Annotated in this window: 20 protein-coding genes and 1 riboswitch; of the genes, 9 read left to right on the top strand and 11 right to left on the bottom strand. The window is 70.9% G+C overall.

Annotated features, from left to right (window positions below):
- Window positions 1-214 precede the first annotated feature (214 nt).
- Genes DFJ66_RS09570 through DFJ66_RS09560 form a run of 3 tightly spaced genes read left to right on the top strand, consistent with a single transcriptional unit; the run spans window position 215 to window position 6,524 of the window.
- Window positions 215-1,207 (top strand): LacI family DNA-binding transcriptional regulator, encoded by a 993-nt coding sequence (locus DFJ66_RS09570; RefSeq protein ID WP_121219951.1) that lies wholly within the window; start codon window positions 215-217, stop codon window positions 1,205-1,207.
- Window positions 1,198-3,519, top strand: a complete 2,322-nt coding sequence (locus tag DFJ66_RS09565) for a beta-xylosidase/alpha-l-arabinosidase (RefSeq protein ID WP_246029663.1) — start codon at window positions 1,198-1,200, stop codon at window positions 3,517-3,519. The genes DFJ66_RS09570 and DFJ66_RS09565 overlap by 10 nt, the downstream gene beginning before the upstream one ends.
- Window positions 3,516-6,524: a glycosyl hydrolase 115 family protein gene (locus DFJ66_RS09560; RefSeq protein WP_246029662.1), complete on the top strand. Its 3,009-nt coding sequence runs from the start codon at window positions 3,516-3,518 to the stop codon at window positions 6,522-6,524. Before DFJ66_RS09565 ends, DFJ66_RS09560 begins: the two co-directional genes overlap by 4 nt.
- Before the next feature lie 365 nt (window positions 6,525-6,889).
- Here DFJ66_RS09560 and DFJ66_RS09555 read toward each other — a convergent pair whose 3' ends face one another.
- Complete coding sequence (locus DFJ66_RS09555) at window positions 6,890-7,852, bottom strand: acetylxylan esterase (RefSeq protein WP_121219949.1); 963 nt, start codon at window positions 7,850-7,852, stop codon at window positions 6,890-6,892.
- Window positions 7,853-7,955: 103 nt separating this feature from the next.
- Between DFJ66_RS09555 and DFJ66_RS09550 the strand changes: the two genes are divergently transcribed.
- From DFJ66_RS09550 to DFJ66_RS09540, 3 genes are all read left to right on the top strand, one after another.
- The gene (locus tag DFJ66_RS09550) at window positions 7,956-8,972 is read left to right on the top strand and encodes a LacI family DNA-binding transcriptional regulator (protein ID WP_121219947.1); all 1,017 of its coding nucleotides are present in this window, start codon (window positions 7,956-7,958) and stop codon (window positions 8,970-8,972) included.
- 116 nt (window positions 8,973-9,088) lie between these two features.
- Window positions 9,089-10,708 (top strand): cellulase family glycosylhydrolase, encoded by a 1,620-nt coding sequence (locus DFJ66_RS09545; protein WP_121219945.1) that lies wholly within the window; start codon window positions 9,089-9,091, stop codon window positions 10,706-10,708.
- The gene (locus tag DFJ66_RS09540) at window positions 10,708-11,766 is read left to right on the top strand and encodes a cellulose binding domain-containing protein (RefSeq protein ID WP_121219943.1); all 1,059 of its coding nucleotides are present in this window, start codon (window positions 10,708-10,710) and stop codon (window positions 11,764-11,766) included. The genes DFJ66_RS09545 and DFJ66_RS09540 overlap by 1 nt, the downstream gene beginning before the upstream one ends.
- A gap of 51 nt (window positions 11,767-11,817) precedes the next feature.
- Here DFJ66_RS09540 and DFJ66_RS09535 read toward each other — a convergent pair whose 3' ends face one another.
- The 3 genes from DFJ66_RS09535 to DFJ66_RS42105 form a co-directional block, all read right to left on the bottom strand.
- A complete protein-coding gene (locus DFJ66_RS09535) occupies window positions 11,818-12,822 on the bottom strand; it encodes a ribonucleotide-diphosphate reductase subunit beta (RefSeq protein WP_246029661.1) in 1,005 nt (334 codons plus the stop codon).
- Window positions 12,819-15,089: a ribonucleoside-diphosphate reductase subunit alpha gene (locus DFJ66_RS09530; RefSeq protein WP_121219941.1), complete on the bottom strand. Its 2,271-nt coding sequence runs from the start codon at window positions 15,087-15,089 to the stop codon at window positions 12,819-12,821. Before DFJ66_RS09530 ends, DFJ66_RS09535 begins: the two co-directional genes overlap by 4 nt.
- 44 nt (window positions 15,090-15,133) lie before the next feature.
- A riboswitch (cobalamin riboswitch) is annotated at window positions 15,134-15,337 on the bottom strand.
- Window positions 15,338-15,649: 312 nt separating this feature from the next.
- Complete coding sequence (locus tag DFJ66_RS42105; protein WP_147459197.1) at window positions 15,650-15,847, bottom strand: hypothetical protein; 198 nt, start codon at window positions 15,845-15,847, stop codon at window positions 15,650-15,652.
- Between the two features lie 141 nt (window positions 15,848-15,988).
- Between DFJ66_RS42105 and DFJ66_RS09525 the strand changes: the two genes are divergently transcribed.
- A complete protein-coding gene (locus DFJ66_RS09525; RefSeq protein WP_121219939.1) occupies window positions 15,989-16,387 on the top strand; it encodes a DnaJ family domain-containing protein in 399 nt (132 codons plus the stop codon).
- Here the strand turns inward: DFJ66_RS09525 and DFJ66_RS09520 are convergent.
- Both DFJ66_RS09520 and DFJ66_RS09515 read right to left on the bottom strand, forming a co-directional pair.
- Entirely contained in the window at window positions 16,374-16,565 is a 192-nt protein-coding gene (locus DFJ66_RS09520) for a DUF397 domain-containing protein (protein ID WP_211351049.1), read from the bottom strand. The two genes, DFJ66_RS09525 and DFJ66_RS09520, sit on opposite strands and share 14 nt — an antisense overlap.
- Window positions 16,562-17,407, bottom strand: coding sequence for a helix-turn-helix domain-containing protein (locus DFJ66_RS09515; RefSeq protein ID WP_121219935.1), 846 nt, complete (start codon window positions 17,405-17,407; stop codon window positions 16,562-16,564). Before DFJ66_RS09515 ends, DFJ66_RS09520 begins: the two co-directional genes overlap by 4 nt.
- A 376-nt stretch (window positions 17,408-17,783) precedes the next feature.
- On the opposite strand from DFJ66_RS09515, the gene DFJ66_RS09510 reads away from it, so the two are divergent.
- Complete coding sequence (locus DFJ66_RS09510) at window positions 17,784-18,665, top strand: Scr1 family TA system antitoxin-like transcriptional regulator (RefSeq protein ID WP_121219933.1); 882 nt, start codon at window positions 17,784-17,786, stop codon at window positions 18,663-18,665.
- Here the strand turns inward: DFJ66_RS09510 and DFJ66_RS09505 are convergent.
- The 5 genes from DFJ66_RS09505 to DFJ66_RS44940 all read right to left on the bottom strand — a co-directional run bounded on the left by DFJ66_RS09505 (window position 18,662) and on the right by DFJ66_RS44940 (window position 21,226).
- Complete coding sequence (locus DFJ66_RS09505; RefSeq protein WP_170199238.1) at window positions 18,662-19,255, bottom strand: TetR/AcrR family transcriptional regulator; 594 nt, start codon at window positions 19,253-19,255, stop codon at window positions 18,662-18,664. The genes DFJ66_RS09510 and DFJ66_RS09505 overlap by 4 nt on opposite strands.
- A gap of 2 nt (window positions 19,256-19,257) precedes the next feature.
- Window positions 19,258-19,833, bottom strand: a complete 576-nt coding sequence (locus DFJ66_RS09500) for a TetR/AcrR family transcriptional regulator (RefSeq protein WP_170199236.1) — start codon at window positions 19,831-19,833, stop codon at window positions 19,258-19,260.
- A gap of 56 nt (window positions 19,834-19,889) precedes the next feature.
- Window positions 19,890-20,150, bottom strand: a complete 261-nt coding sequence (locus DFJ66_RS09495; RefSeq protein ID WP_246029660.1) for a helix-turn-helix transcriptional regulator — start codon at window positions 20,148-20,150, stop codon at window positions 19,890-19,892.
- Window positions 20,151-20,226: 76 nt separating this feature from the next.
- Window positions 20,227-20,622: a nuclear transport factor 2 family protein gene (locus tag DFJ66_RS09490; protein WP_211351047.1), complete on the bottom strand. Its 396-nt coding sequence runs from the start codon at window positions 20,620-20,622 to the stop codon at window positions 20,227-20,229.
- A gap of 13 nt (window positions 20,623-20,635) precedes the next feature.
- Entirely contained in the window at window positions 20,636-21,226 is a 591-nt protein-coding gene (locus DFJ66_RS44940) for a GNAT family N-acetyltransferase (protein WP_121219922.1), read from the bottom strand.
- 223 nt (window positions 21,227-21,449) lie between these two features.
- Between DFJ66_RS44940 and DFJ66_RS09480 the strand changes: the two genes are divergently transcribed.
- On the top strand, window positions 21,450-22,397 hold the full coding sequence (locus DFJ66_RS09480) for an NsdA family TPR-like regulatory protein (RefSeq protein ID WP_121219920.1): 948 nt from the start codon (window positions 21,450-21,452) through the stop codon (window positions 22,395-22,397).
- Window positions 22,398-22,858: the final 461 nt, after the last annotated feature.

Below are 22,858 nucleotides of genomic sequence, written 5' to 3'. Positions count from 1 at the left end.
CGGCGGGACATGCGACCGCCACCCTTCTGCCACGCTGCGGATTGTTCGCGGCGTCGAAAAGTTTCGAAACATCCACGACTTGCGGGAACCCTAGGCAGGTGAACACCGCGTGTCAAGGGTCACTGCGGGGTGTCGAAATGAGACGTTTCCGCAGGTTTCCGCTGGTCGGGTCAACCCTATTGAGTTTCGATCTGGTTTCGATACTATCGGCGGCATGCGACGAGCCACATTGGCCACGATCGCCGCCGCAGCCGGAGTGTCGCTCCCGACGGTGTCCAAAGTCCTCAACGGCAAGGACGACGTCGGCCCCGAGACCAGGGCCCGCGTGCGGCGGCTGCTGGCCGAATACGACTACGTGCCGGTGGGCGCGCGCAGGGCCTCCGGGCAGCTGCTGGTGGACCTGGTGTTCACCGCGCTGGACAGCCCGTGGGCGGTGGAGATCATCCGCGGGGTCGTGGACAGCGGGCTGCACGTGGTCGTCTCCTCCGCGGCCGGTCAGCGCGGCCACTCCTCCTGGGCGGCGTCCCTGGTCGACGCCAAGCGCGCCGGCGCGCTGCTGGTGACCTCCCAGCTCACGGCCGCGGACCGGCGGGTGCTCGCGGGCTCGCGCATCCCGGTCGTCGTCATCGACCCGGTCGACCTGCCCAACCCGGACGTGCCCAGCGTCGGCGCGACCAACTGGGCGGGCGGCCTGGCCGCGACCGAGCACCTGATCCGGCTGGGCCACCAGCGGGTCGCCGTCATCGGCGGACCGGCCGGGATGCTGTGCAGCCGCGCCCGGGTGGACGGCTACCGGGCCGCGCTGGACCGCGCCGGCCTGCCGTTCGACCCGGGCCTGGTGCGCCACGGCGACTTCAAGCACGAGGGCGGCTTCCGGTGCGCCACGGAGCTGCTGCGCCTGCCGGACCGGCCCACGGCCGTGTTCGCGGGCAACGACGAGCAGGCGCTGGGCGTGATCGAGGCCGCCCGCGTGGCGGGCCTGTCCGTGCCGAACGACCTCAGCGTCGTGGGGTTCGACGACTTACCCGTCGCGGTGTGGTCGTCGCCCGCCCTGACCACCGTCCGCCAGCCGCTCACCGAGATGGGCCGGCACGCGGGGCGGATGTTGGCGGACCTGATCGCGGGCCGCCCGGTGGAGACCGAGCGGGTGGAGCTGGCCACCGAACTCGTCGTCCGATCGTCAACGAAGGAGCCTCCGTGCACGTGAACACCTGGGCCGACCCGGGCCGACCGGTCGGCGAGCGCGTCGCCGCGCTGCTGGCCGAGATGACCCTGGAGGAGAAGCTGGCCCAGTTGGTGGGCGTGTGGGTGGGTGTCACCGAGGACGACGAGGAGGTCGCGCCGGCGCAGCACGAGTTCGCCGAGCCGCTGCCGCCGTGGGACGAGCTGACCAAGCCCGGCCTGGGCCAGCTGACCCGCGTGTTCGGCACCCGGCCGGTGGACCCGCTGGTGGGCGCGCGGGTGCTGGCCGAGACGCAGCGCAAGCTGGTGGCCAACAACCGGTTCGGCATCCCCGCGATGGCGCACGAGGAGTGCCTGTCGGGGTTCACGGCGTGGCGGGCGACGGTGTTCCCGACGCCGCTGGCGTGGGGCGCGTCGTTCGACCCGACGCTGGTGGAGCGGATGGCCCGCGAGGTCGGGCTGTCCATGCGGGACGTCGGCGTGCACCAAGGGCTCGCTCCCGTGCTGGACGTGACCCGCGACCCGCGGTGGGGCCGGACCGAGGAGACCATCGGCGAGGACCCGTACCTCGTCGGGCTGCTGGGCGCGGCCTACACGCGCGGGCTCGAGTCGACCGGGATCGTGGCCACGCTCAAGCACTTCGCCGGGTACTCGGCCTCGCGCGCCGGGCGCAACCACGCCCCCGTGCACATGGGGCGGCGCGAGTTCGCCGACGTGGTGCTGCCGCCGTTCGAGATGGCGTTGCGCGAGGGCGGGGCCCGGTCGGTCATGCACTCCTACGCCGAGGTGGACGGGGTGCCGCCGGCGTCGGACACTTCCCTGTTGACGGGGTTGCTGCGCGAGGAGTGGGGCTTCACCGGGGTCGTGGTCGCGGACTACTTCGGCGTGTCGTTCCTGGAGACCGCGCACGGCGTCGCGGGGTCGCCCGGCGAGGCCGCCGCGCTGGCGCTGGCCGCCGGCGTGGACGTCGAGCTGCCCTCGGTGCGCTGCTACGGGCACCCGCTGGCGGACATGGTCCGGTCGGGCGCGGTGGCGGAGGCCTTCGTGGACCGCGCGGTGACCCGGGTGCTGACCCAGAAGGTCGAGCTGGGGCTGCTCGACCCGGACTGGACCCCGGACTCGCCGGCCGTGGTGCGCGGCGAGCCCGTCGAGCTGGACCCGCCGGCGTTGCGCGAGCTGGCGCGGGACATGGCCGAGAAGTCCGTGGTGCTGCTGGACAACTCCGGCGGGGTGCTGCCGCTCAACGCGTCGAGCGTCGCGGTGGTGGGACCGTGCGCGGACGACGTGCTGTCCCTGATGGGCTGCTACGCCTTCCCGAACCACGTCGGGGTGCAGCACCCCGAGGTGGCGCTGGGCATCGAGATCGCGACCTTCCTCGAGGCGTTCCGGGCGGAGTTCCCGGGCGCGGACGTGGTGACCGCGAAGGGCTGCGAGGTCTCCGGCGACGACCGGTCCGGGATCGCGGCGGCGGTGGAGACCGCGTCCGGGGCGGACGTGGTGGTGGCCGTGCTGGGTGACCTGGCCGGGCTGTTCGGGCGGGGGACGTCGGGCGAGGGGTGCGACGCCGAGGACCTGTCCCTGCCGGGTGTCCAGGGCGAGCTGCTGGAGGCGCTGCTGGCGACCGGGAAGCCGGTCGTGCTGGTGCTGCTGGCCGGGCGGCCGTACGCGCTCGGCGGGTACTCGCCGGCCGCGGTGGTGCAGGCGTTCTTCCCCGGCGAGGAAGGCGCGGGGGCGGTCGCGGGCGTGTTGAGCGGTCGCGTGAACCCGTCCGGGAAGCTGCCGGTGAGCGTGCCGCGCGGGGTCGGCGGGCAGCCGACCACCTACCTGCGGCCGATCCTGGGCGGGCCGGGCGGCATCAGCTCGGTGGACCCGTCGCCGCTGTACGCCTTCGGGCACGGGCTGTCCTACACGTCGTTCGAGCTGTCGGAGTTCTCGGCCGGGGACTCGTGGGCGTCCGACGGGGAGATCGAGGTGTCGGCGGTCGTGCGCAACACCGGGGCGCGGGACGGGGCCGAGGTGGTGCAGCTGTACTTGAGCGACCCGGTGGCGAGCGTGACGCGGCCCGTGCGGCAGCTGGTCGGGTTCGCGCGGGTGGAGCTGGCGGCGGGTGCGTCGGCTCGGGTGTCGTTCCGGGTGCACGCCGACCGCACCTCCTTCACCGGGCGGGACCTCCGGCGGGTGGTCGAGCCGGGTGAGCTGCGGCTGCTGGTCGGCACGTCCAGCGAGGACATCAAGTGGGAGCACTCCGTCGAGCTCACCGGGGAGGCCCGGGTCGTGGGGCACGACCGCGTGCTGGTGACCCCGGTCGAGGTTTCGGCGCTGGGGAGCGCCGTGTGAGGGTCCTGTCGGTGTTGCTGCCGTTGGCGTTGTTGGCGCCGGTGGTGCCCACGGCGTCCGCTGAGCCGGCCGCCCAGTCGCACGTCGAGGGGTACGTGGTCGACGTGGGCGGGCCGGGGCGGTTCCCGTTGGCTTCCCGGGGTCGGGTCGCGCCGCTGGTGGTCAGCGCCGAGGACTTCCCCGGTGTGGTGCGGGTCGTGGGGGATCTGCGGGACGATCTCTCGCGCGTGACGGGTGTTGAGCCTTCGGTTGGCGGGACCGTCGTCGACGGGGCTGTGATCGTGGGTACGGTCGGACGCAGCCCCTTGGTCGACGATCTGGTGCGGCGGGGCAAGCTCGACGTGTCGGACCTGGTCGGCAAGTGGGAGACGTCGGTCCAGCAGGTCGTCCAGAACCCGCTGCCAGGGGTACGGCGGGCGCTGGTCATCGCCGGGTCCGACCAGCGCGGCACCATCTACGGGGCCTACGACGTGTCCCGCGAGATCGGGGTGTCGCCCTGGTACTTCTGGGACGACGTCCAGCCGCGGAAGCGCACCGAGCTGCACGTCCTGCCCGGCCGGCACAGCCAGGGCACACCGGCGGTGAAGTACCGCGGGTTCTTCATCAACGACGAGAACCCGCAGCTGGGGCGGTGGGCGCCGAAGTTCTTCGGCGGTGGGTCGGCGCCTGGGTTCCCCAATGGGTTCAACCACCTCTTCTACGCCAAGGTCTTCGAGACCATGCTGCGGCTCAAGGCCAACTACCTGTGGCCGGCGGTGTGGGGGCGGGCGTTCGCCGAGGACGACCCGCTCAACCACCGGACGGCCAAGGAGTACGGCGTCGTCATGGGCACCTCGCACGAGGCCCCGATGATGCGCGGCATCGAGGAGTGGAACCGGCACGCGCGGTCGGGTGTCGGCGATCCGTACGGGGGCAACGGGGACTGGAGCTTCCGGCGCAACCGGTCGGCCATCGAGCAGTACTGGACCGACGGCGTGCGGCGGATGAAGGAGCAGGACTTCGAGGGCGTGGTGACCCTCGGCATGCGCGGCAACGGTGACGTGGGCCTGCCGGACGGCGACGGCATCGAGCTGATGCAGGAGATCCTGGCTTCGCAGCGGGAGATCCTGAAGCGCGAGGGCATGCTGAACGTGCCGCAGGTGCAGACCCTCTACAAGGAGGTCCAGCGGTACTGGGACCAGGGGTTGCGCCCGCCGGACGACGTGACGGTCGTCTTCGCGGACGACAACTGGGGCAACATGCGCAAGCTGCCGGCGCGGGACTTGCCGCGGCGGGCCGGTGGTTACGGGCTGTACTACCACTTCGACTACGTGGGCGGCGGCCGGAACTACAAGTGGGTGGACACCAACCTGCTGCCGAACGTGTGGGAACAGCTCGACCAGGCCTACGCGTACGGGGTCGACCGGCTGTGGGTCGTGAACGTCGGCGACATGAAGAACAACGAGCTGCCGTTGCAGTTCTTCCTCGACTACGCCTGGAACCCGAAGCGGTGGCCGCTGGAGAAGCTGGGCGAGTGGGAACGGCGGTACGCGGCGCAGAACTTCGGCGTGGCGCGGGCGGCCGGGATCGCGTCGGTGCTGCGGGACTACTCGAAGTTGCAGTCGGACCGGAAGCCGGAGCTGCTGAACCGCAAGATCAGCGGCGAGGGGACCGTGGTTTCGTATGACGACCAAGCCACGCCGTTCAGCCTGACGGACTACCGGGAGATCGAGCGGGTCACCGCCGAGTGGCAGGAGCTGGCGGAGCGGGCCGAGCGGATTCGGCGGTCGTTGCCGGCGTGGCAGCAGGACGCGTACTACCAGTTGGTGTACTACCCGGTGAAGGCGTCGGCGAACCTGTACGCGTTGCGGTTGGCGGAGTTCACCAACCTGCTGTACGTGGCGCAGGGGCGGGCGTCGGCGAATGCGTTGGCGGCCGAGACCGAGGCGCGGTTCGCCGAAGACCAGGCGATGTCGGACTACTACAACAACGTCCTGGCCGGCGGGAAGTGGCAGGGGTTCCAGACCCAGCCCAAGATCGGGTACGGCGACGTCGCCCGGTACGGTCCCAACGCGCCCTGGCAGCAGCCGGAGTCGAACAACGAAGCCCTGCCGGACGAGGTCTTTCCGGCGGTGAAGAGGGTGTCGTTGCCGGCGGTGGCCGAGATGGGCGTGGCCGTCGACGGGTCGGACCAGTGGTTCGGTTCCGGGACGGCGGTGTTGCCGGAGTTCAGTCGGTGGCAGTCGCAGCCCGGGCAGTACGTGGATGTCTTCAACCGGGGGTCGGTGCCGTTCTCGTACTCGGTGTCGGCGCCGCCGTGGGTGGTCGTGGACCGGCCGTCGGGGACGGTCGACGACCAGGTCCGGTTGTCGGTGGGGGTCGACTGGTCGCGGGTGCCGGCGGGGAAGACCACGTCGCCGGTGGTGGTGACGGGGGCTGGTCGAAGCGTTCGGGTGGACGTGGTCGTGGACAACACGCCGTTGCGTGGGCGTGGTTTTGTCGAGGCCAACGGGTACGTGTCGATGGAGGCCTCGCACGCTTCGCGGATGGTCGGCGGGGACGGTGTGCGGTGGCAGGTGATCCCTGACCTCGGGCGGACCGGCGACGCGGTGAAGCCGTTCCCGGTGACCGCGCCGAGCCGTGCGCCGGACGGGCCGCGCCTGGAGTACGAGCTGACGGTCAAGGCGAGTGGTCCGGTGACGGTGTGGGCCTACCTGTCGCCGCGCAACCCGGTGCTGAGCGGGCCGGGGCTGCGGTACGGGGTGTCGTTCGACGACCAGGCGCCGCAGGTCGTGGACATCACGGCGGCGACCGGCGCCAACGACACGACCATGAACAAGCAGTGGGAGCGCAACACGTCAGACAACGTGAACCGAACCGCCACGCGCCACGAGTTGGCGGCGGGGGTGCACACCCTGAAGTTCTGGGTGGTGGACCCGACCGTGGTGGTGCAGAAGCTGGTCGTGGACACCGGCGGGCTCCGCCCCAGTTACCTGGGGCCACCGGAGAGCCGAAGCGTCCGCTGACCGGGTAGGGCCGTGAGGGGGCTATGGCGGTGGCCCCCTCACGGCCCGTTTGTGTTGTGGGGCTGGGGGGAAGAAGCGTGAAGAGTAGAGCGAAGGGCAAGAGCGAAGAGCGAAAAGCGCCTCGCCGGCGGGCAGGCCGCCAAGGATGAAGGGCGGTCGGGCTCGGCTTGGGTGGGTGGGCTTCGTTTCATCCCCGTATGGCCTGGCGGAGCCAACCACACTTTTGGCCGGGTGCCGCTAACTTTTTTGCTCGTTCCTCACAAAAAAGTCGGCTGCACCCGACCAAAAGTGTGGTAGCCCTTCGGGCAGGCCATACGGGGATGAAACGAAGCGGCGGCTGTGTGCGCGCTTCACGCGCCTCCGGTTTAGAGGTGCTCGTGCAGGTGGCGGAGCTTGGTTTCCTCGTGGTTGCGCGGGGTTTGGTGGCCGCTGAACGGGAAGACCTCGATGGACTTCGGGGCCTTGATCTCGTTGTAGGCCGCGTAGACCGTCGAGGGTGGGCAGACCTCGTCCATCAGGCCGACGCTGAGTAGTGATGTTGCGGTGATGCGGCGGGACAGCAGGGCCGCGTCTACGTAGCGCAGGGTGTCGAGCGCCTGGGGGATGAGGTTCGTTTGGTGGGCCAGGAAGGCCGAGATCTCTGCGTAGGGCTCGGCGGCTGTGAGGGTGATGGCTCGTTGGAAGTCGCACAGGAACGGCACATCGGCGTGGCAGACCCGTACCGCGTCGGTGGTGAGGGCGGCTGCGGCCAACGCCAGGCCGCCGCCCTGGCTGGCGCCGGAGACGGCGAGTCGGGTGGGGTCCACGCCGTCCAGGGAGGCGGCTGCTTCTACGGCCAGGGCGGCGTCGGTCATCAGGCGGGTGTAGTAGTAGGTCTCCGGGCTGGTGATGCCTCGGGTCATGACGCCGGGGAACTCCGGGCCGGCATCGGCGCGGTCCGGTGTCTGGCCGGTGGCCCAGCGGCCGCCTTGGCCTCGGGTGTCCATGACGAAGACCGCGTAGCCGGCCGACGGGAGCAGGGTGTGGTCCGCGGGGACGGAACGGCCGCCGCCGTAGCCGATGTAGGTGACCACGGTCGGGAGGTCGTCGGTGGTCGGCGGGCGCAGGTACCAGGCTCGGATGCGGTCGCCGTTGGCGCCGGAGAACTCGACGTCCCAGATCCTGAGGGGGCCGTAGGTGTCCGTGCCGTACGGCGTGACGGTTGGGGGTTCGGCTGCGGTTCGGGCTTCGGTCAGGCGGGATTGCCACCACGTGTCGAGGGCCTCGGGCTCCTCGGTCGTGGTGCGGTAGGTCGCCAGGTCGGCTTCCGGGAGGTCGAACCAGGGCATCGGGCCACCTCGGGGATCGTGGTTAAGCGCTTAACCACACTAGTGCAGCACCGGGGGTGGGCGCCGGTCTAGACTCGGCGATCACCCTGGCAAGGAGGCACGGGTGGGAGCTAAGCGTCCGACCATCTCGGACATCGCCAAGGCCGCGGGTGTGTCGACCGGTGCGGTGTCGTACGCGCTCAACAACCGGCCCGGGGTGTCCGAACCCACCCGGCGGCGGATCATGGACATCGCCGACCGGCTCGGGTGGGTGCCCAGCAGCGCGGCGCGGTCGTTGAGCGACGGTCGGGCGAACGCGATCGGGCTGGTCGTGGACCGGCCGGCGCGGGTGATCGGGGTCGAGCCCTACTTCATGCAGTTGATCGCGGGCATCCAAGGGGCGTTGGCGGGTGGGCCGACGGCGTTGTTGTTGCAGGTGACCGACAACGCGCAGGCTGAACTGGCGGCTTATCGGCGGTGGTGGGGGGAGCGGCGGGTCGACGGGGTACTGCTCGTGGATCTTGTGGAGGACGATCCGCGGGTGGAGTTGGTCCGGGAGTTGAGGTTGCCGGCGGTGGTGTTGGGGGAGCCGGTCGTCGACGACGTGCCGTGCGTGTGGACCGATGACGAGGCCGCGGTCGCCGAGGTGTTGGAGTACCTGGTCGCCTTGGGGCATCGGAGGATTGTGCGGGTCGCCGGGCCGACCCGGTTCGTGCACACACAGACTCGGTCGCGGGCCTTCACCACGGCGGCGGCGCGGCTGGGGTTGAGTGAAGCGCGGGTGGTGCACACCGACTACTCGGACGAGGCGGCGGCTCGGGTGACGCGCCGGGTGTTGACCGGGGGAGATGCGCCCACGGCGCTGGTGTTCGACAACGACGTGATGGCGGTGTCGGCGCTGGGGGTCGCGCACGAGCTGGGGTTGTCGGTGCCCGAGCAGTTGTCGTTGGTGGCGTGGGACGACTCGGCGTTGTGCCGGCTGGTGCGGCCGGCGTTGTCGGCGGTGCGGCGGCCGATCGCGGAGCGTGGTGCGGCGGCGGTGCGGTTGTTGCTCGACGTGATCGGCGGGGAGTCGGTGGAGCACGTGAAGACCTCCGATCCCGAGCTGGTGCCGAGGGCGAGCACGGGGCCGGTGGGCTGAAGTCCGGGGTGGTTCCGGTAGTCGGCCGTTGACACTTAAGCGGTTAATTGATTTGGTGTGGGAGCGCTGCCCTGCGCTCGCCCGTGTCAGTGTCGACAACTACGCGAGGAACACCCATGCGCAAGCGATTCACCGTGGTCGGCGCCGCCATCGCCGCCATGGTCCTCTCCCTGCTGACCGCGGCGCCGCCCGCGTCGGCGGCCACCGGGTTCTACGTCAGCGGCGGCAAGCTGTACGAGTCCAACGGCGCCGAGTTCGTCATGCGCGGCGTCAACCACGCCCACACCTGGTACACCAGCCGCACCACCCAGGCCCTCAAGGACGTCAAGGCGCTGGGCGCGAACACCGTCCGCGTGGTGCTCTCCAGCGGCGACCGGTGGACGCGCAACGACGCGGCGGACGTCGCCAACGTCGTCAGCCAGTGCAAGGCCAACAAGCTGATCTGCGTGCTGGAGGTGCACGACACCACCGGCTACGGCGAGCAGAGCGGCGCGGTGACCCTGGCCAAGGCCGTCGACTACTGGATCGGCATCAAGAGCGCGCTGGTCGGCCAGGAGCAGTACGTCCTGCTCAACATCGGCAACGAGCCCTACGGCAACCAGGGCTACGCGACCTGGGCGGCCGACAACAAGGACGCCATCGCCCGGCTGCGCGCGGCCGGCTTCCAGCACACGATCATGGTCGACGCCCCGAACTGGGGCCAGGACTGGTCGTTCACCATGCGCGACAACGCGGCCGCGGTGTTCGCCGCCGACCCGGCCAAGAACGTCGTGTTCTCCATCCACATGTACGGCGTGTTCGACACGGCCGCGGAGATCAACGACTACCTGGGCCGGTTCGTCAGCGCCGGCCTGCCGATCGTGGTCGGCGAGTTCGGCGACAACCACTCCGACGGCAACCCCGACGAGGACACCATCTTCGCCACCACCCAGCAGCGCGGCATCGGCTACCTGGCCTGGTCGTGGTCGGGCAACGGCGGCGGCGTCGAGTACCTCGACCTGGCCGTCAACTGGGACCCCGCCAACCTGTCCGCGTGGGGCCGGCGGGCGTTCAACGGCGCCAACGGCATCAAGGCCACCTCGAAGGAGGCCACGGTGTTCGGCGGCGGCAACGGCGGCGACACCCAGGCGCCGTCGGTCCCCGGCACGCCCACCGCGTCCGGCGTGACCGCCGATTCGGTGACCCTGAGCTGGGCCGCCTCGACCGACAACGTGGGCGTGACGGGGTACGACGTGGTCCGGGTCAGCGGGACGACGGAGTCGCCGGCCGGCTCTTCCAGCGGAACTTCGGTGACGGTGACCGGGCTGTCGGCGGCCACCTCGTACACCTTCGCCGTCTACGCGCGCGACGCCGCCGGCAACCGGTCCGGGAGGTCGGGCACGGTGGCCGTCACGACCTTGCCCGGCGGCGGTGGCGGGTCGTGCTCGGTGGCGTACAAGGTCGCGGGCCAGTGGCAGGGTGGGTTCCAGGGTGACGTGAAGATCACCAACACGGGCTCGGCCGCGATCAACGGCTGGAACCTGAAGTGGACCTATGCGAACGGTCAGACGATCACGCAGAGCTGGGGCGCTTCTTTTGCGCAGGCGTCCAGCGCGGTCACCATGACCAACGCCCCCTACACGGCGACCATCCCGCCGGCGGGGTCGGTGAGCTTCGGGTTCATCGGGACGTGGAACGGCACGAACTCCGTGCCGACCGCGTTCACCCTCAACGGCGCGACCTGTGCGGTGGGGTGATGGCCGTGCGGAGTGCCTTGGTCGCGTTGTTGGGCGCGGTGGCGGCGGTCGTGGCGTTGGTGGTGGCCGCGCCTGGTTCGGCTGCGCCGGCCGAGCCGGTGCGGATCATGGCCCTGGGTGACTCGATCACCGGCTCGCCGGGCTGCTGGCGGGCGTTGCTGGACCGGGACCTGCGGGCGGCCGGGCACACGGCGATCGACTTCGTGGGCACGCTGCCGGGGCAGGGCTGCGGGTTCCCCTACGACGGGGAGAACGAGGGCCACGGCGGGTACCTGGCGACGAACGTGGCCGACCAGAACCAGCTCGTCGGCTGGCTCGCGCAGACCCACCCGCACGTGGTGCTGATGCACTTCGGCACCAACGACGTGTGGAACAACCGCTCGCCTTCGACCATCCTGGCCGCGTTCGGCAAGCTGGTCGACCAGATGCGTGCGGACAACCCGGACGTGAAGGTCCTGGTCGCGCAGATCATCCCGATGAACCCGGCCAACTGCGCCGAGTGCGCGCAGCGGGTGGTCGACCTGAACGCGGCGATCCCCGGCTGGGCGGCGGCGAAGTCCACCGCGCGGTCGCCGGTGACCGTGGTCGACCAGTGGACCGGGTTCTCCACGTCCGCCGACACCGGCGACGGGGTGCACCCGAACGCGTCGGGCGACCGGAAGATCGCCGATCGCTGGTTCCCCGCCCTGGTGAACGCCCTGGGTGGGGTCTCGCCGACCAGCACGACCACGACCACCACGACGACTTCGCCCGGGGTCGCGTGTGACGCGGTGGTCAAGGTGGTCAACAAGTGGCCGGGCGGGTTCCAGGTCGAGGTCACCTTCACCAACCGGGGCACGACGCCCACGTCCGGCTGGTCGGTCGGGTTCGCGTTGAACTCCGGCATGACCGTGGCGCAGGTGTGGAGCGGCACGGTGAGCCAGTCCGGGCTGAACCTCACCGTCCGCAACGCTTCGTGGAACGGGCAGGTCGCGCCGGCCGGCTCGGCGACCGTCGGGATGATCGTCAACGGCGATCCGACCGGCTGGAACCCCGTGCCGATCTGCTCACTGTCCTGAGTGGACTGCCTGCCGGTTGTGCCCCTTCGCGGGGCACAACCGGCAGTCGGCTCAGAAGTCCTCGTCCAGCGAGACCGTGCCCGACACCGCGACCTGGTAGGCCGAGACGCGCCGCTCGAAGAAGTTGGTCAGCTCCTGCACGTCCTGCAACTCCATGAACGGGAACGGGTTCGTCGCGCCGAACACCGGTTCCATGCCCAAGCGCACCAGCCGCTGGTCGGCCACGTAGGACAGGTACTCGCGCATGTCGCGCGCGTTCATGCCGGCCAGGCCGTCGCCGCACACGTCCTGCGCGAACCGGAACTCCGCCTCGACCGCTTCGCGGAGCATGTCGGTCACCTGCGCGCGCAGGTCGTCGTCGAACAGGTCCGGCTCCTCGGCGCGGACGGTGTCCACGACGCTGAACGCGAAGTTCATGTGCATGGACTCGTCCCGGAACACCCAGTTCGTGCCGGTGGCCAGGCCTTGCAGCAGTCCGCGCGAGCGCAGCCAGTACACGTAGGCGAAGGCCCCGTAGAAGAACAAGCCCTCGATGCACGCGGCGAAGCAGATGAGGTTGAGCAGGAACGCGCGGCGGTCCTCGCGGGTGCGCAGCGCGGTCAGGCCGTTGATCGAGTCGATCCACTTGAAGCAGAACTCGCCCTTGGCGCGGATGGACGGGATGTGCTCGATGGCCGCGAACGCTTGCGCGCGCTCGTCGTGGTCGGGCAGGTAGGTGTCCAGCAGGGTCAGGTAGAACTGGACGTGCACGGCCTCCTCGAACAGCTGCCGGGACAGGTAGAGGCGGGCTTCGGGGGCGTTGACGTGCTGGTAGAGGTTGAGCACGAGGTTGTTGGCCACGATCGAGTCGCCGGTGGCGAAGAACGCGACCAGCCGCTTGACCAGGTGGTGCTCGGCGGGGGACAGGCGGGCCAGGTCGGCGACGTCGGCGGCGAGGTCCACCTCCTCCACCGTCCAGGTGTTGCGGATCGCGGCCCGGTACTGCTCGTAGAAGTCCGGGTAGCGCATCGGGCGCAGGGTCAGGTCCATGCCGGGGTCGAGCAGGAGGGCGGTCACTGGCAGGCCTCGCAGGTCTCGGGGTTCTCCAGGGAGCAGGCGATCGCGGGTGCCACCGTCGTTTGGGCGATGCGGGTGGCCGGGCGGGAGCGCAGGTAGTAGGTGGTCTTGAGGCCCGCGCGCCAGGCGTAGGCGTACATCGAGGACAGCTTGCCGATCGTGGGCGCGGCGGAGAACAGGTTGAGCGACTGGCTCTGGTCCACGTACGGCGTGCGGGCGGCGGCCAGGTCGATCAGCGCCTTCTGCGGCAGTTCCCACGCGGTGCGGTAGCGGGCCTTGAGGTCCGCGGGCAGGTCGAGTCCCTGGATCGAGCCGTCGGCCTGCTTGATGGCGTCGCGGGTGGCTTGGTCCCAGCGGCCCAGGTCCTTGAGGTCGCGCACCAGGTACGGGTTGACCTGCAGGAACTCGCCGGACAGGGTTTCCCGCTTGAACAGCGTCGAGACCACCGGCTCGATGCACTCCGAGCAGCCCGCGATGGAGGCGATGGTGGCGGTGGGCGCGATGGCCACGATCAGCGAGTTGCGCAGACCGTGGCGGGCGATCCGGGTTTTCAGTCGTCGCCAGCGCTCGGGTTGGCTCGGGGTGGCGTCGGGGAAGTGGTCGAGGTGCAGTTGGCCGCGCGCGGCGCGGGTGGCGCCGAACTCCGGGTGCGGACCGTGCTTCTCGGCCAGCTCCGCCGAGGTCTCGAACGCGGTCAGCGCGATCTCCTCGGCGATGCGGGTGGACAGCTCCAGCGCCTCGGGGGAGTCGAAGGCGAGCTTGCGCTGGAAGAACACGTCCGCCAACCCCATCACGCCCAGCCCCACCGGCCGCCACCGCCGGTTGCCGCCGCCCGCCGACGAAGTGGGGTAGTAGGTGAGGTCGATCGTGCGGTCCAGGAACTTCACCGCCGTGCGGACGGTCGCGCGCAGGCGGTCCCAGTCCACACCGTCGGCGGTGACGTGCCGGGCCAGGTTCACCGAGCCGAGGTTGCAGACGGCGGTCTCGTCGTCGCTGGTGACCTCCAGGATCTCGGTGCACAGGTTGGACAGGTGGATGACGTTGCCCGGGAGCGCCGTCTGGTTGGACGCGCGGTTGGCGGCGTCCTTGAACGTCATCCAGCCGTTGCCCGTCTGGGCCAGCGTGCGCATCATCCGTCCGTAGAGCGCGCGGGCCGGCACCGTCCTCTTGGCCAAGCCCTGCTGTTCGGCTGTTTTGTAGGCGGTGTCGAAGTCCGCGCCCCAGAGGTCGGTCAGGTGCGGGACGTCCTTGGGGTCGAACAGCGACCAGTCGGCGTCGGCCTCGACGCGGCGCATGAACTCGTCGGGCACCCAGAGCGCCAGGTTGAGGTTGTGCGTGCGCTGGGCTTCGTCACCGGTGTTGTCGCGCAGCTCCAGGAACTCCTCGACGTCGGCGTGCCAGGGTTCGAGGTAGACGCAGGCCGCGCCCTTGCGCCGGCCGCCCTGGTTGACGGCGGCGACCGAGGCGTCCAGCGTGCGCAGCCAGGGCACGATGCCGTTGGACCGGCCGTTGGTGCCCCGGATCAGCGAGCCGCGGGAGCGGACGCGCGTCCACGAGATGCCGATGCCGCCGGAGAACTTCGACAGCCGGGCGACCTCGGAGTAGCGGTGGTAGATCGACTCCAGCTCGTCGCGCGGCGAGTCGAGCAGGAAGCAGGAGGACAGCTGCGGGTGGCGGGTGCCGGAGTTGAACAGGGTGGGTGAGCTGGGCAGGTAGTCGAGGCGGGAGAGGAGGGCGTAGAGCTCGCGGGCTTCCTCGACCGTCTCGGACAGGCCGCAGGCGACGCGCAGGAAGAAGTGCTGCGGCGTCTCGATGGCGGTGCGCTTCTCGGGGTGTCGCAACAGGTAGCGGTCGTAGACCGTGCGCAACCCGAAGTACTCGAACCGGTCGGTGGCCTCGGGATCGATGATCGCGTCGAGCTCGTCGGCATGCCTGGCGACAAAGCCCACCAGCCGCTCGGACAACAACCTCAACTCGGCCCCCCGCGCCACGACCGCCGAGAACCGCTGTTCCCCCACTTCTTCGTCGATCGTGAGGGTGAGCAGGCGTGCGGCGAGCTTGGAGTACTGCGGGTCGGTCGCGGTCAGCGCGGCAGCGGCGCGAACCGCCAGGTCACGCGGATCGGCGTCGGCGGTCGCCCCCGACTCGACCAGGCGCAGGACCCGGTCGCTCTCCACGTCCGGCAGATCGGCAGCCAACCGCGGCACTTCCAGCCGGATCGCTTCCAGCCACGTCGCTTCCAGAGGCCGCGCGTCGACAACGGTCAAGGCTCTCTCCTCGTGAGCAGGACCAAACCGCGCGCCGAGTGGGTTCGGCACGCGCACGGGTGGCAGGTTTTCGGACTCGCGGGCACCAACCACAGACCTACTGGCCGTCGCTTCCCAGGCACACGCGGCACCCAGTGCTCCTTGACGACGTTCGTTCCCGCTCACCGCTGCGGGGCAGTCCCGGAGTCGCACCGGGTTCCCTCTTGCGTCACCGGGTAGGACGGTGATCCACCAGCGGGCTGGACACTACATGTTGTGGGTCGATCTGTGAACAGGCCCCAGGTGGTGTGTCGGGGAGATCGACTCTGGTAGTGGGGGATGATCTACCCGATCGAGTGACATGCAGGATCGGGAACCATTCCGGGGGTCCGGCGTCCCGTGATAGGGAACGAGCGGCCAGGACGGCACCCCCACCCCACAGCCCCCACCCACCCCTCAGCCACCCACCCCACCCCGCCGCGCTCACCCCCACCCCGCTCCGCCCTGCCGCCTCGCACGCCCTGCCGCCTCGCACGCCCCGCCGCGCCGCCACCGCCGCGCCGCCTCGCCGCGCCGCAACGTCACCGCCCCGCCACCGCGCCCATGCCGCCCCGCACGCCCCGCCGCCGCCCCGCGCCGCGCTGCCGCCGTCCCGCCGCCGCCCCGCGCCGCGCTGCCGCCGTCCCGCCGCGCCCGTGCCGCCGCGCCCGTGCCGCCGCGCCGTCCCGCCGCGCCCGCCCCGCCGCCCGCGCCCGCCCCTCCGCCACCCACCTCGCCAAATTCGCCCCCGCCGAGTCCGCCCCTCCGCGCCCGCCCCCGCATCCCCACCGCATCCACTCGCCGCCGTCCCCTCCCAGCGGTCGGCGGGCGATCGGCTGCGGCGACAGCGAAAGGTGTGGTGGGGCGGGTACCGTCGGGGTATGACCCAGCGCAAGCCTGCCGGTGTCGGCTTCGAGACGTGGGTGGAGCGGCAGATTCGGGAAGCTCAGGAGAAGGGCGAGTTCGACGGGTTGCCCGGTGCCGGCAAGCCGTTGAGCGGGTTGGCCGGGCCGCATGACGAGTTGTGGTGGGTCAAGGAGAAGGTTCGTCGTGAAGAGGGCACCGTGTTGCCGCCGACCCTCCAACTCCGCAAGGAAGCAGCGGAGGCGCGGGAGGCGGCGGGGCGGGCGGCGTCCGAGGAGGAGGTTCGGCGGATTCTCGGGGAGATCAACGCGAAGATCACCGAGGCGATCCGCAAGCCGATGTCCGGGCCGCCGTTGAACCTGATGACCTTCGACGTCGAGCACGTCGTGCGGGAGTGGCGGATCAGCCGTTCCTGAGTGCTTGCAGGAAGGTTCCGAACGTCGTTGGGGGGAAGCGCAGCGGGTGGGCGTGTGGGGCCTTCGAGTCGCGGACCAGGATCGCTGTGGTGGTGTGGGCCAGTTCGACGCAGTCGCCGCCGGTGCCGCCGCTGTGGCTTGACTTGCGCCAGGTCGTCATCCGGGCCTTCGGAGTCATCGGGCACGTTCCAATGTGGACAGCAGGGTGGCCGCTTTTTGGGGTGACAGGGCGGTTCGGTGGAGGGTTTCGAAGGCTTCCTCGTAGCGCGTGATGTGGCTCGGATCCTCGACGGTGGCGGCGGTGGTGAGTGCTTCCAGGTAGACGATCGGGTCGCTGTCCGGGAAGCGCAGCATGACGAACGGGTAGCCGGTCAGGGCGTGTGCGGGGGCGTCCAGCGGCAGGACCTGGAGCGTCACGTTCGGCAATGCGGCTAGCTCGCGCAGGTGGCGGTGCTGGCCGCGCATGACGTCGCGTGTCCCGACGCCTGCTCGTACGGCGGCTTCGTGCAGGACTACGTGCAAGCACTGCTCGCCGTCGATGATGCGGTCCAGCCGGGCCATGCGCGCCTCGACGAGTCGCTCGACGTCGTCCGGTCGGTGGTGCGGGTGGGCGGTGAGCAGGGCGCGGGCGTAGTCGGGGGTCTGGAGCGGGCCGGGGACCAGTTCCGCTTGGTAGCGCAGGACTTCGGTCGCCAGCTCCTCCAAGGCGTGGAACCTGCGGAAGAAACCGGGCAGCGCCGCGCCCAGACCGGTGCGGGGACGGCGTTTGCGGGCTTCGCGGGCGAGGTGCTCGATCGGTTCGCGGTCGGCGCAGCAGGTGCCGTAGTGGTCCAGCAAGACCCTCAACTCGGCCTGCCGAACGGCCACGTCGCCGACCTCGATGCGCCGGATCTTGGCGGGCGAGCACTCCAACACCTCGGCCATGTGCTCCTGGCTGGTGCCGGTGGCTTCGCGCAGTCGGGCTAGCGCTTGCCCGAGCCTCCGCTTGGCCGCGGTGGGACTCGCGCCGTTGCCGGGCACTCGGCTACCTCCTCTCTCGTTCGCCGGCCACGGGGTGGCGGATGGCGGGCAGTGGTCGGTCGTGAGTCTGCCGCAATGTTGTGTCTGACAGGACAACCTTCACCTGAAGGTGTACTCGTGAAGTCTGCACGTGCAGGTTTAGCGTGAAGAGTGAGAACTCCGGGGGGAGGAACCGCGCGAGTGGGGAACTGCGCGAGTGGGGATCCGCGCGAGTGGGGAACTGGGGGCGGGGCTGCGTGGGTGAGCGGGCTGCGGGCCAGGCGGTGGGGTGAGCTGTCGTGGTGGGTGGTCGTGCTGTGCTTGCGGGCGCGGGCTGAGCTGTCAGTGGTGTCCCTCCGGCGTGCCGCGTGTGCGTGCTGCGAGGAGGGATTCACCGATGAGCTTCACCCGGACCGTCGTCAAGGGCTACGCCAAGGGGCAGACGATCCGCGCGCTGGCCGCCGCGACAGGCCGGTCCTACGGCGCCGTCCGCAGCACACTCGTCGCCGAAGGCGTGCGGTTGCGGGGGCGGGGGAACCGGCGGGCCGGCAAGCGGGTGCTCCCGGTTCGGGACGCTCGGGTGCGGCGGCAGGAGTTGTCGCTGGAGCTGTTGCGGGCCCGTCTGGCTTCGGGGCTGACGGGGGCCGCGGCGGGGCGGCGGGCCGGCATCAGCCAGTCCAAGGTGTCCAAAGTGGAGACCGGGCGGCTGGTGCCCAAGCTCGTCGACGTGCAGCGGCTCGCCGACGTCTACCGGGTGCCGCCCGAAGTGCGGCGGCGGTTGCTCGCGTTGGCGGAGGAGGTGGTGGGGGAGGCGGCGCACCGGCGGGCCGTGGTGCACCGCAGGGTTTCCGGGCGGCAGGTCGTCGTGGCGCGGACCGAGGCGGCGGCGGACACCGTGCGGGTGCTGGGGTTGACCAGCCTGCCGCCTCAGCTGCTGCGCACCCCGAGTCGTGACCGGCGGTTGTTCGTCGTGCTGTCGGAGAGCGCGCTGCGGTCCGATCCGGACAACTGGCCGTGGCTGCGCGAGGTCAGCCGGTCGCCGTTCGTGGAGCTGGGTGTGATCCCGTGGCTGACGCGGGTGGACGTGCCGGACGCCGGGTTCCGGGTCTACGACGAGTCGATGGTGGTCTTCGGGCTGCTGGCGGGCGACGTGGTGATCACCGACCCGGACGACGTCCGGCACCACGTCGAGACGTTCGACCGGCTGCGCCGCAGCGCCCTGACCGGCGCCCGGCTCCGCATCCACCTCGACCACTTGCAGGGAGAACACGACCGCTAGCCGACGCGGTAGAGAGACCGCCTGGCCGGTGGGACGAGGTGGGCCAGGCGGTGGTGCCACGCCGCGGACAGGCGGGTGGTGGGCTTTCCGGTGATCACGGTCAGCACCTGGATCCCCACCACCGCCGACACGATCGCCTCCGCCTCCCGCCGCGGGTCGAGGTTCGGGTTCAGCTCGCCCGCCGCCGCGGCCTCGCGGAGCAGCTCGCGGGCGGTCGTGGTGAGGCTGGTGAAGTGCAGGCCCGCCAAGAGGTCGAACAGCTCGGTGGTGAACAGCAGGCGCACGCCCACCCGGACCGTCGGGTCGGTCGCGGTCAGCTCGGCCATGCGGTGCGTCAGGTCCACCAACGCCTGCAACGGCCCGACCCCCGTTTCACAGTCGGCGCGCACCAGGTGCCACCGCCGGAAGTACTCCTCGACCACCGCCACGGCCAAGGCCTGCTTGGACGGGAAGTGCCGGTACAGCGCGCCTTTCGTCACCGACACGCTGCGGCACACGGCGTCCAGCGACGTGCCCTCGTACCCGTCCCGGTCGAACAGGTCGATGCCCGCGGCCACCAGCGCGGCACGCGTGCGAGCACCCTGGGCCACGTTCACCTCGGCGCGATCCGCAGTGCCGCGTACACCGGGGGCTTCGCCACGCCCGGCAACCACGTCCGCCACACCTCGGCGACCGCGTCGTCCGGCACGTCCACCGCCATCGCCATCAGGTGCACCCCCACCAGCGCGGAGACCACGCCGTCGGCGCACCCCGCCAGGTCGACCCCGGCCCGCAGCTCACCGCGGTTCTCGGCGTGCCGCAACAGGTCCAGCACCGTCGCCGTCCACCGGGCGACGTGGTGCTGCGCCGCGTCGTCGCACAGCGGCGCCTGGAACAGCAGCCGCTGCACGACGGCGCGGTCCCGGTTCACCGCGTACCCGAAGTCCACCAGGACCTGCAACGGGCTGCGGTGGACGCGCTGGAGGCGTTCGCGGATCCGCGCCCACTCCCGCGCCTGCCGCTCCAGCACGGCCAGCGCCAGCGCCTTCTTGGAGCTGAAGTGCCCGTACAGGGCCCCTTTCGTCACACCCGCGCGGTCGCACACCTCGTCGATGGTCGCCCGCGCGTAGCCGTCGCGGTCGAACACCTCCGCCGCGGCGGCCAGCAGTTCGTCCCTGGTGGTCGGCACGTCGTGGATTGTCACCACAGTCCGCGCCGCGCGACAACCGCCGAGTGTGAAGGGCCTCAATGCCTGCGCCGCGCGGCCCGTTCGATTGCGGCGGCACGTTCCAATTCCTGCTGCGGAGTGTCCAGCACCTGTCCCAGCCAGCCCCGCCAGTAGGGTCCCGGGATGCGTTTGCCGCGTTCCCACCGGGACACCTCTTCCCTGGTGACGCTGGTGTTCCCGGATGCGGCGTGCAGTCGTGCGGCCAGGTCGTCCTGGGTCAGCCCCCGGCCGCGACGCAGGTGGGCGAGGATTTCGCTGATGGGACCCGACACCGGCACCGTGCCTCCCCTTTCTCTCCTCGATCGCGGATTGTGCGTCCATTCTTCCAGCGCGTCCGGGTGAATCGGGAAAGCATCACGGTGATACCGGCGGAACATCCTGTGCGAGTGCACGTGCGATTGCCAGTGTGTCGGCGTGCAGCCGGAAGTCGGTGATGCGCCCGCGGTGCACGCCCAGGATCAGCGCGAAGTCGGAGGACAGCGGCGACCCGGTGGCGCGGACGCGGGCGTGCAGCCGGCCGGTGAGGACGGCGTCGGCGTCGTCGACGACCAGGTCGCGGGTGGTGATGCCGGTCAGCTCCAGCACCGCGCGGAACCCGAGGAAGAACGATTCCACCTCGCGCGGGTTGTGCACCTCGGCGGGCCACGGGGCACCCGGCACCGACGCGGTCCACCAGCGGACGTCGTCGGCGAACAACCTGCTCAGCCCGGCGGTGTCCTTCGCGGCCCACCGGGCGACGAGTCTCTCCACCAGCATCGTCATCTCAGCGCGCCGGCGTCTCATACCCCGCCCGTGCTCGCCCCGCCCACGCCTGCCCCGCCGGGAATTCCACCGGCGGCACTGCCTCCGCCCACGGCCGACAGCGCACTCGTGCCTCCCCGCCCGGGGCCACCCGCACCGCGCCCGCCGCGCACAACATCCGCGCCACCGCGCGGTTCCCGGGCAGGTGGGTCACGCTGAACCAGTGGAAACCGTTGCGCAGGGCGGTGTCCGAGAGCCGCCGGACCAGCAGGGTGCCCAGCCCCACGCGCCGCCACCCGGTGGCCACGGCGACCGCGACCTCCGCCACGTGCGGGGTGCCGGTGGCTTCGTAGCGACCGATGCCGACGCCGCGCCCGTCGCGGTCCCGCGCCACCAGGGCGTGCCGCCGCACGTGGTCGAGTTCCGTCAGGTGCGCCAGCAGCGCGGGCGTGACCGGCGGCGGTGCGCCGCAGAACCGCTGGAACAGCGTGTCCAGGTCGGCGTGGCGGATCGCGTCGGCCAGTTCCTCCCGGTCGTCGGGGCGCAGCGGTGTCATCCAGACCTCCCGTCCGTCGTGCAGGCGCAGGGCGGTCGCCAATGCCTGTCCGTACATGAGTACTCCTCGAGGTGTCGACTGGGGCAGCCACACCGTCGGAGCCGCGGGTGATCACGGGAGCAAGCCTGGTACGGACCACTCGGTCAGGACAGGGGCCAATGTCCACGCTCGGCGAGGGGTGCGTCCGGTGGGGTGGTACCGGCGGTGTACCACCTTCCGGTTGCCCCGCGCCGCGAGTTTGATCGCCGACGATGGGCGGAGACGACTGTGAGGTGCGGCGATGGTGGAGCAACGACATGTCCCCGCGCGCATCGGCGTGCGTGACGTGGTCAGGTTGGAGGAGGAGACGGACCGGTTGCGCGGTATGGACTACCGCCTGGGCGGGGGAGCTTCACGGGACTCGGCGATCGTCACCGCGGCGTGGAGCGACCAGTTGCTGCGCGCCAAGTCGACCGCCGCCGTGCGCACCCGCCTGCTGGTCGCGTTGGCCGATCTGCACAACCTCGCGGGCTGGACCTGCTTCGACACCGGTCTGGACCAGGCGGCAGCCCGGCACTGGGACCGGGCGCTGGTGCTGGCCGCCGAGGCGGGCCACGACGAGCTGGTCGCCAACATCCACTACCGCGCCGGCCGGATGCGCCTGCACAACGCGCGCCGCCGGGAGGCACTGGAGATCTTCGAACTGGGCGTCCTGGCCGCCAAGCGGGCGCGGTCGACGCACGCGGTCGCGATGCTGCGCGCGAACGAGGCCTGGGCGCACGCGGGGCTGGGCGACCAGGGCCTGGCGCTGATCAGGCTGCGCCAGGCCCACGAGGAGTTCGACCGCTCGGCACCCGGCGACGCCCCCGCCTGGGCGCGGTTCTTCGACGAAACGGACCTGTCCGCGATGACCGGCGTGGTCCACACCGAACTGGCCCGCACGGTCGACCCCTCGCACACCGCGACCGCCATCCCGGCGCTGACCGCGGCGGTCGAGGGCTACCCGTCGGGGATGGCGCGCAGCCGGACGTTCAGCCTGATCGCCCTGACCACGAACCACCTGCTGGACGGCGATTTCGACCAGGCCGACGCCGTGGGCCGGCGGGCGGTCGCGCAGGCGTGCGAGCTGAGCTCGATCCGGGTGGCGGACCGGCTGCAACCCCTGCGCCACCTGGCCGACCGGTACCGGGGCGACCCGCACGCCCGGATGCTGACCGCTCGGATCGCGGCCTTCACGCCGAACATCTGACCGCCCGGACCCCGGCGTCCACGCCGAACACCCGGCCTCGACCACGTGTTGTGCCACCGCGCGTCGAAATCGAATCGAATTCGACGCGCGTTCGACGTGCGCTGTCGAATGACGGTCGATCGAAAACGATTCGTTGACGCAGGCGGCGCGCCGTCGTAATACTCGGTTCGCACTTCTGGAAAGCGTTCACAAATCTGAACAAATCTTCGGTCGAGGACGTCGCCATGCGGATTGCCGTGGTTGCGGTTGTGCTGTGCTGCCTGTCGGCCGCCCCTGCTCAGGCGGGGCGTGACTGGGGCAGACAGGTGTTGCCGGCCGGTGACGGCTGGGCCAGTGCCGGGTCCGGCACCACCGGTGGCTCGAATGCGTCGAGCGTGCACGTGGTGCGGACGCCGGCCGAATTGAAGGCCGCTTTGGCGGCTCCCGCGCCGCGTTTGGTGAAAGTCCGCGGGGTCATCGAC

The sequence above is a fragment of the Saccharothrix variisporea genome (genome assembly GCF_003634995.1).
In the GTDB taxonomy this organism is placed as follows: Bacteria; Actinomycetota; Actinomycetes; order Mycobacteriales; family Pseudonocardiaceae; genus Actinosynnema; species Actinosynnema variisporeum.
The sequence above is the reverse complement of the archived record's forward strand: the minus strand, read 5'-3'. Positions and strand labels throughout refer to the sequence as shown.

Bases quoted from the DNA above. Each gene is read 5' to 3' on its own strand.
- DFJ66_RS09570 (WP_121219951.1), top strand. From the start codon at position 215: ATGCGACGAGCCACATTGGCCACGATCGCCGCCGCAGCCGGAGTGTCG.
- DFJ66_RS09555 (WP_121219949.1), bottom strand. From the start codon at position 7,852: ATGCCCTGGTTCGACCTCCCGGAAGCCGACCTGGCGACCTACCGCACC.
- DFJ66_RS09545 (WP_121219945.1), top strand. From the start codon at position 9,089: ATGCGCAAGCGATTCACCGTGGTCGGCGCCGCCATCGCCGCCATGGTC.
- DFJ66_RS09540 (WP_121219943.1), top strand. From the start codon at position 10,708: ATGGCCGTGCGGAGTGCCTTGGTCGCGTTGTTGGGCGCGGTGGCGGCG.
- DFJ66_RS09525 (WP_121219939.1), top strand. From the start codon at position 15,989: ATGACCCAGCGCAAGCCTGCCGGTGTCGGCTTCGAGACGTGGGTGGAG.
- DFJ66_RS09520 (WP_211351049.1), bottom strand. From the start codon at position 16,565: ATGACTCCGAAGGCCCGGATGACGACCTGGCGCAAGTCAAGCCACAGC.
- DFJ66_RS09510 (WP_121219933.1), top strand. From the start codon at position 17,784: ATGAGCTTCACCCGGACCGTCGTCAAGGGCTACGCCAAGGGGCAGACG.
- DFJ66_RS44940 (WP_121219922.1), bottom strand. From the start codon at position 21,226: ATGTACGGACAGGCATTGGCGACCGCCCTGCGCCTGCACGACGGACGG.
- DFJ66_RS09480 (WP_121219920.1), top strand. From the start codon at position 21,450: ATGGTGGAGCAACGACATGTCCCCGCGCGCATCGGCGTGCGTGACGTG.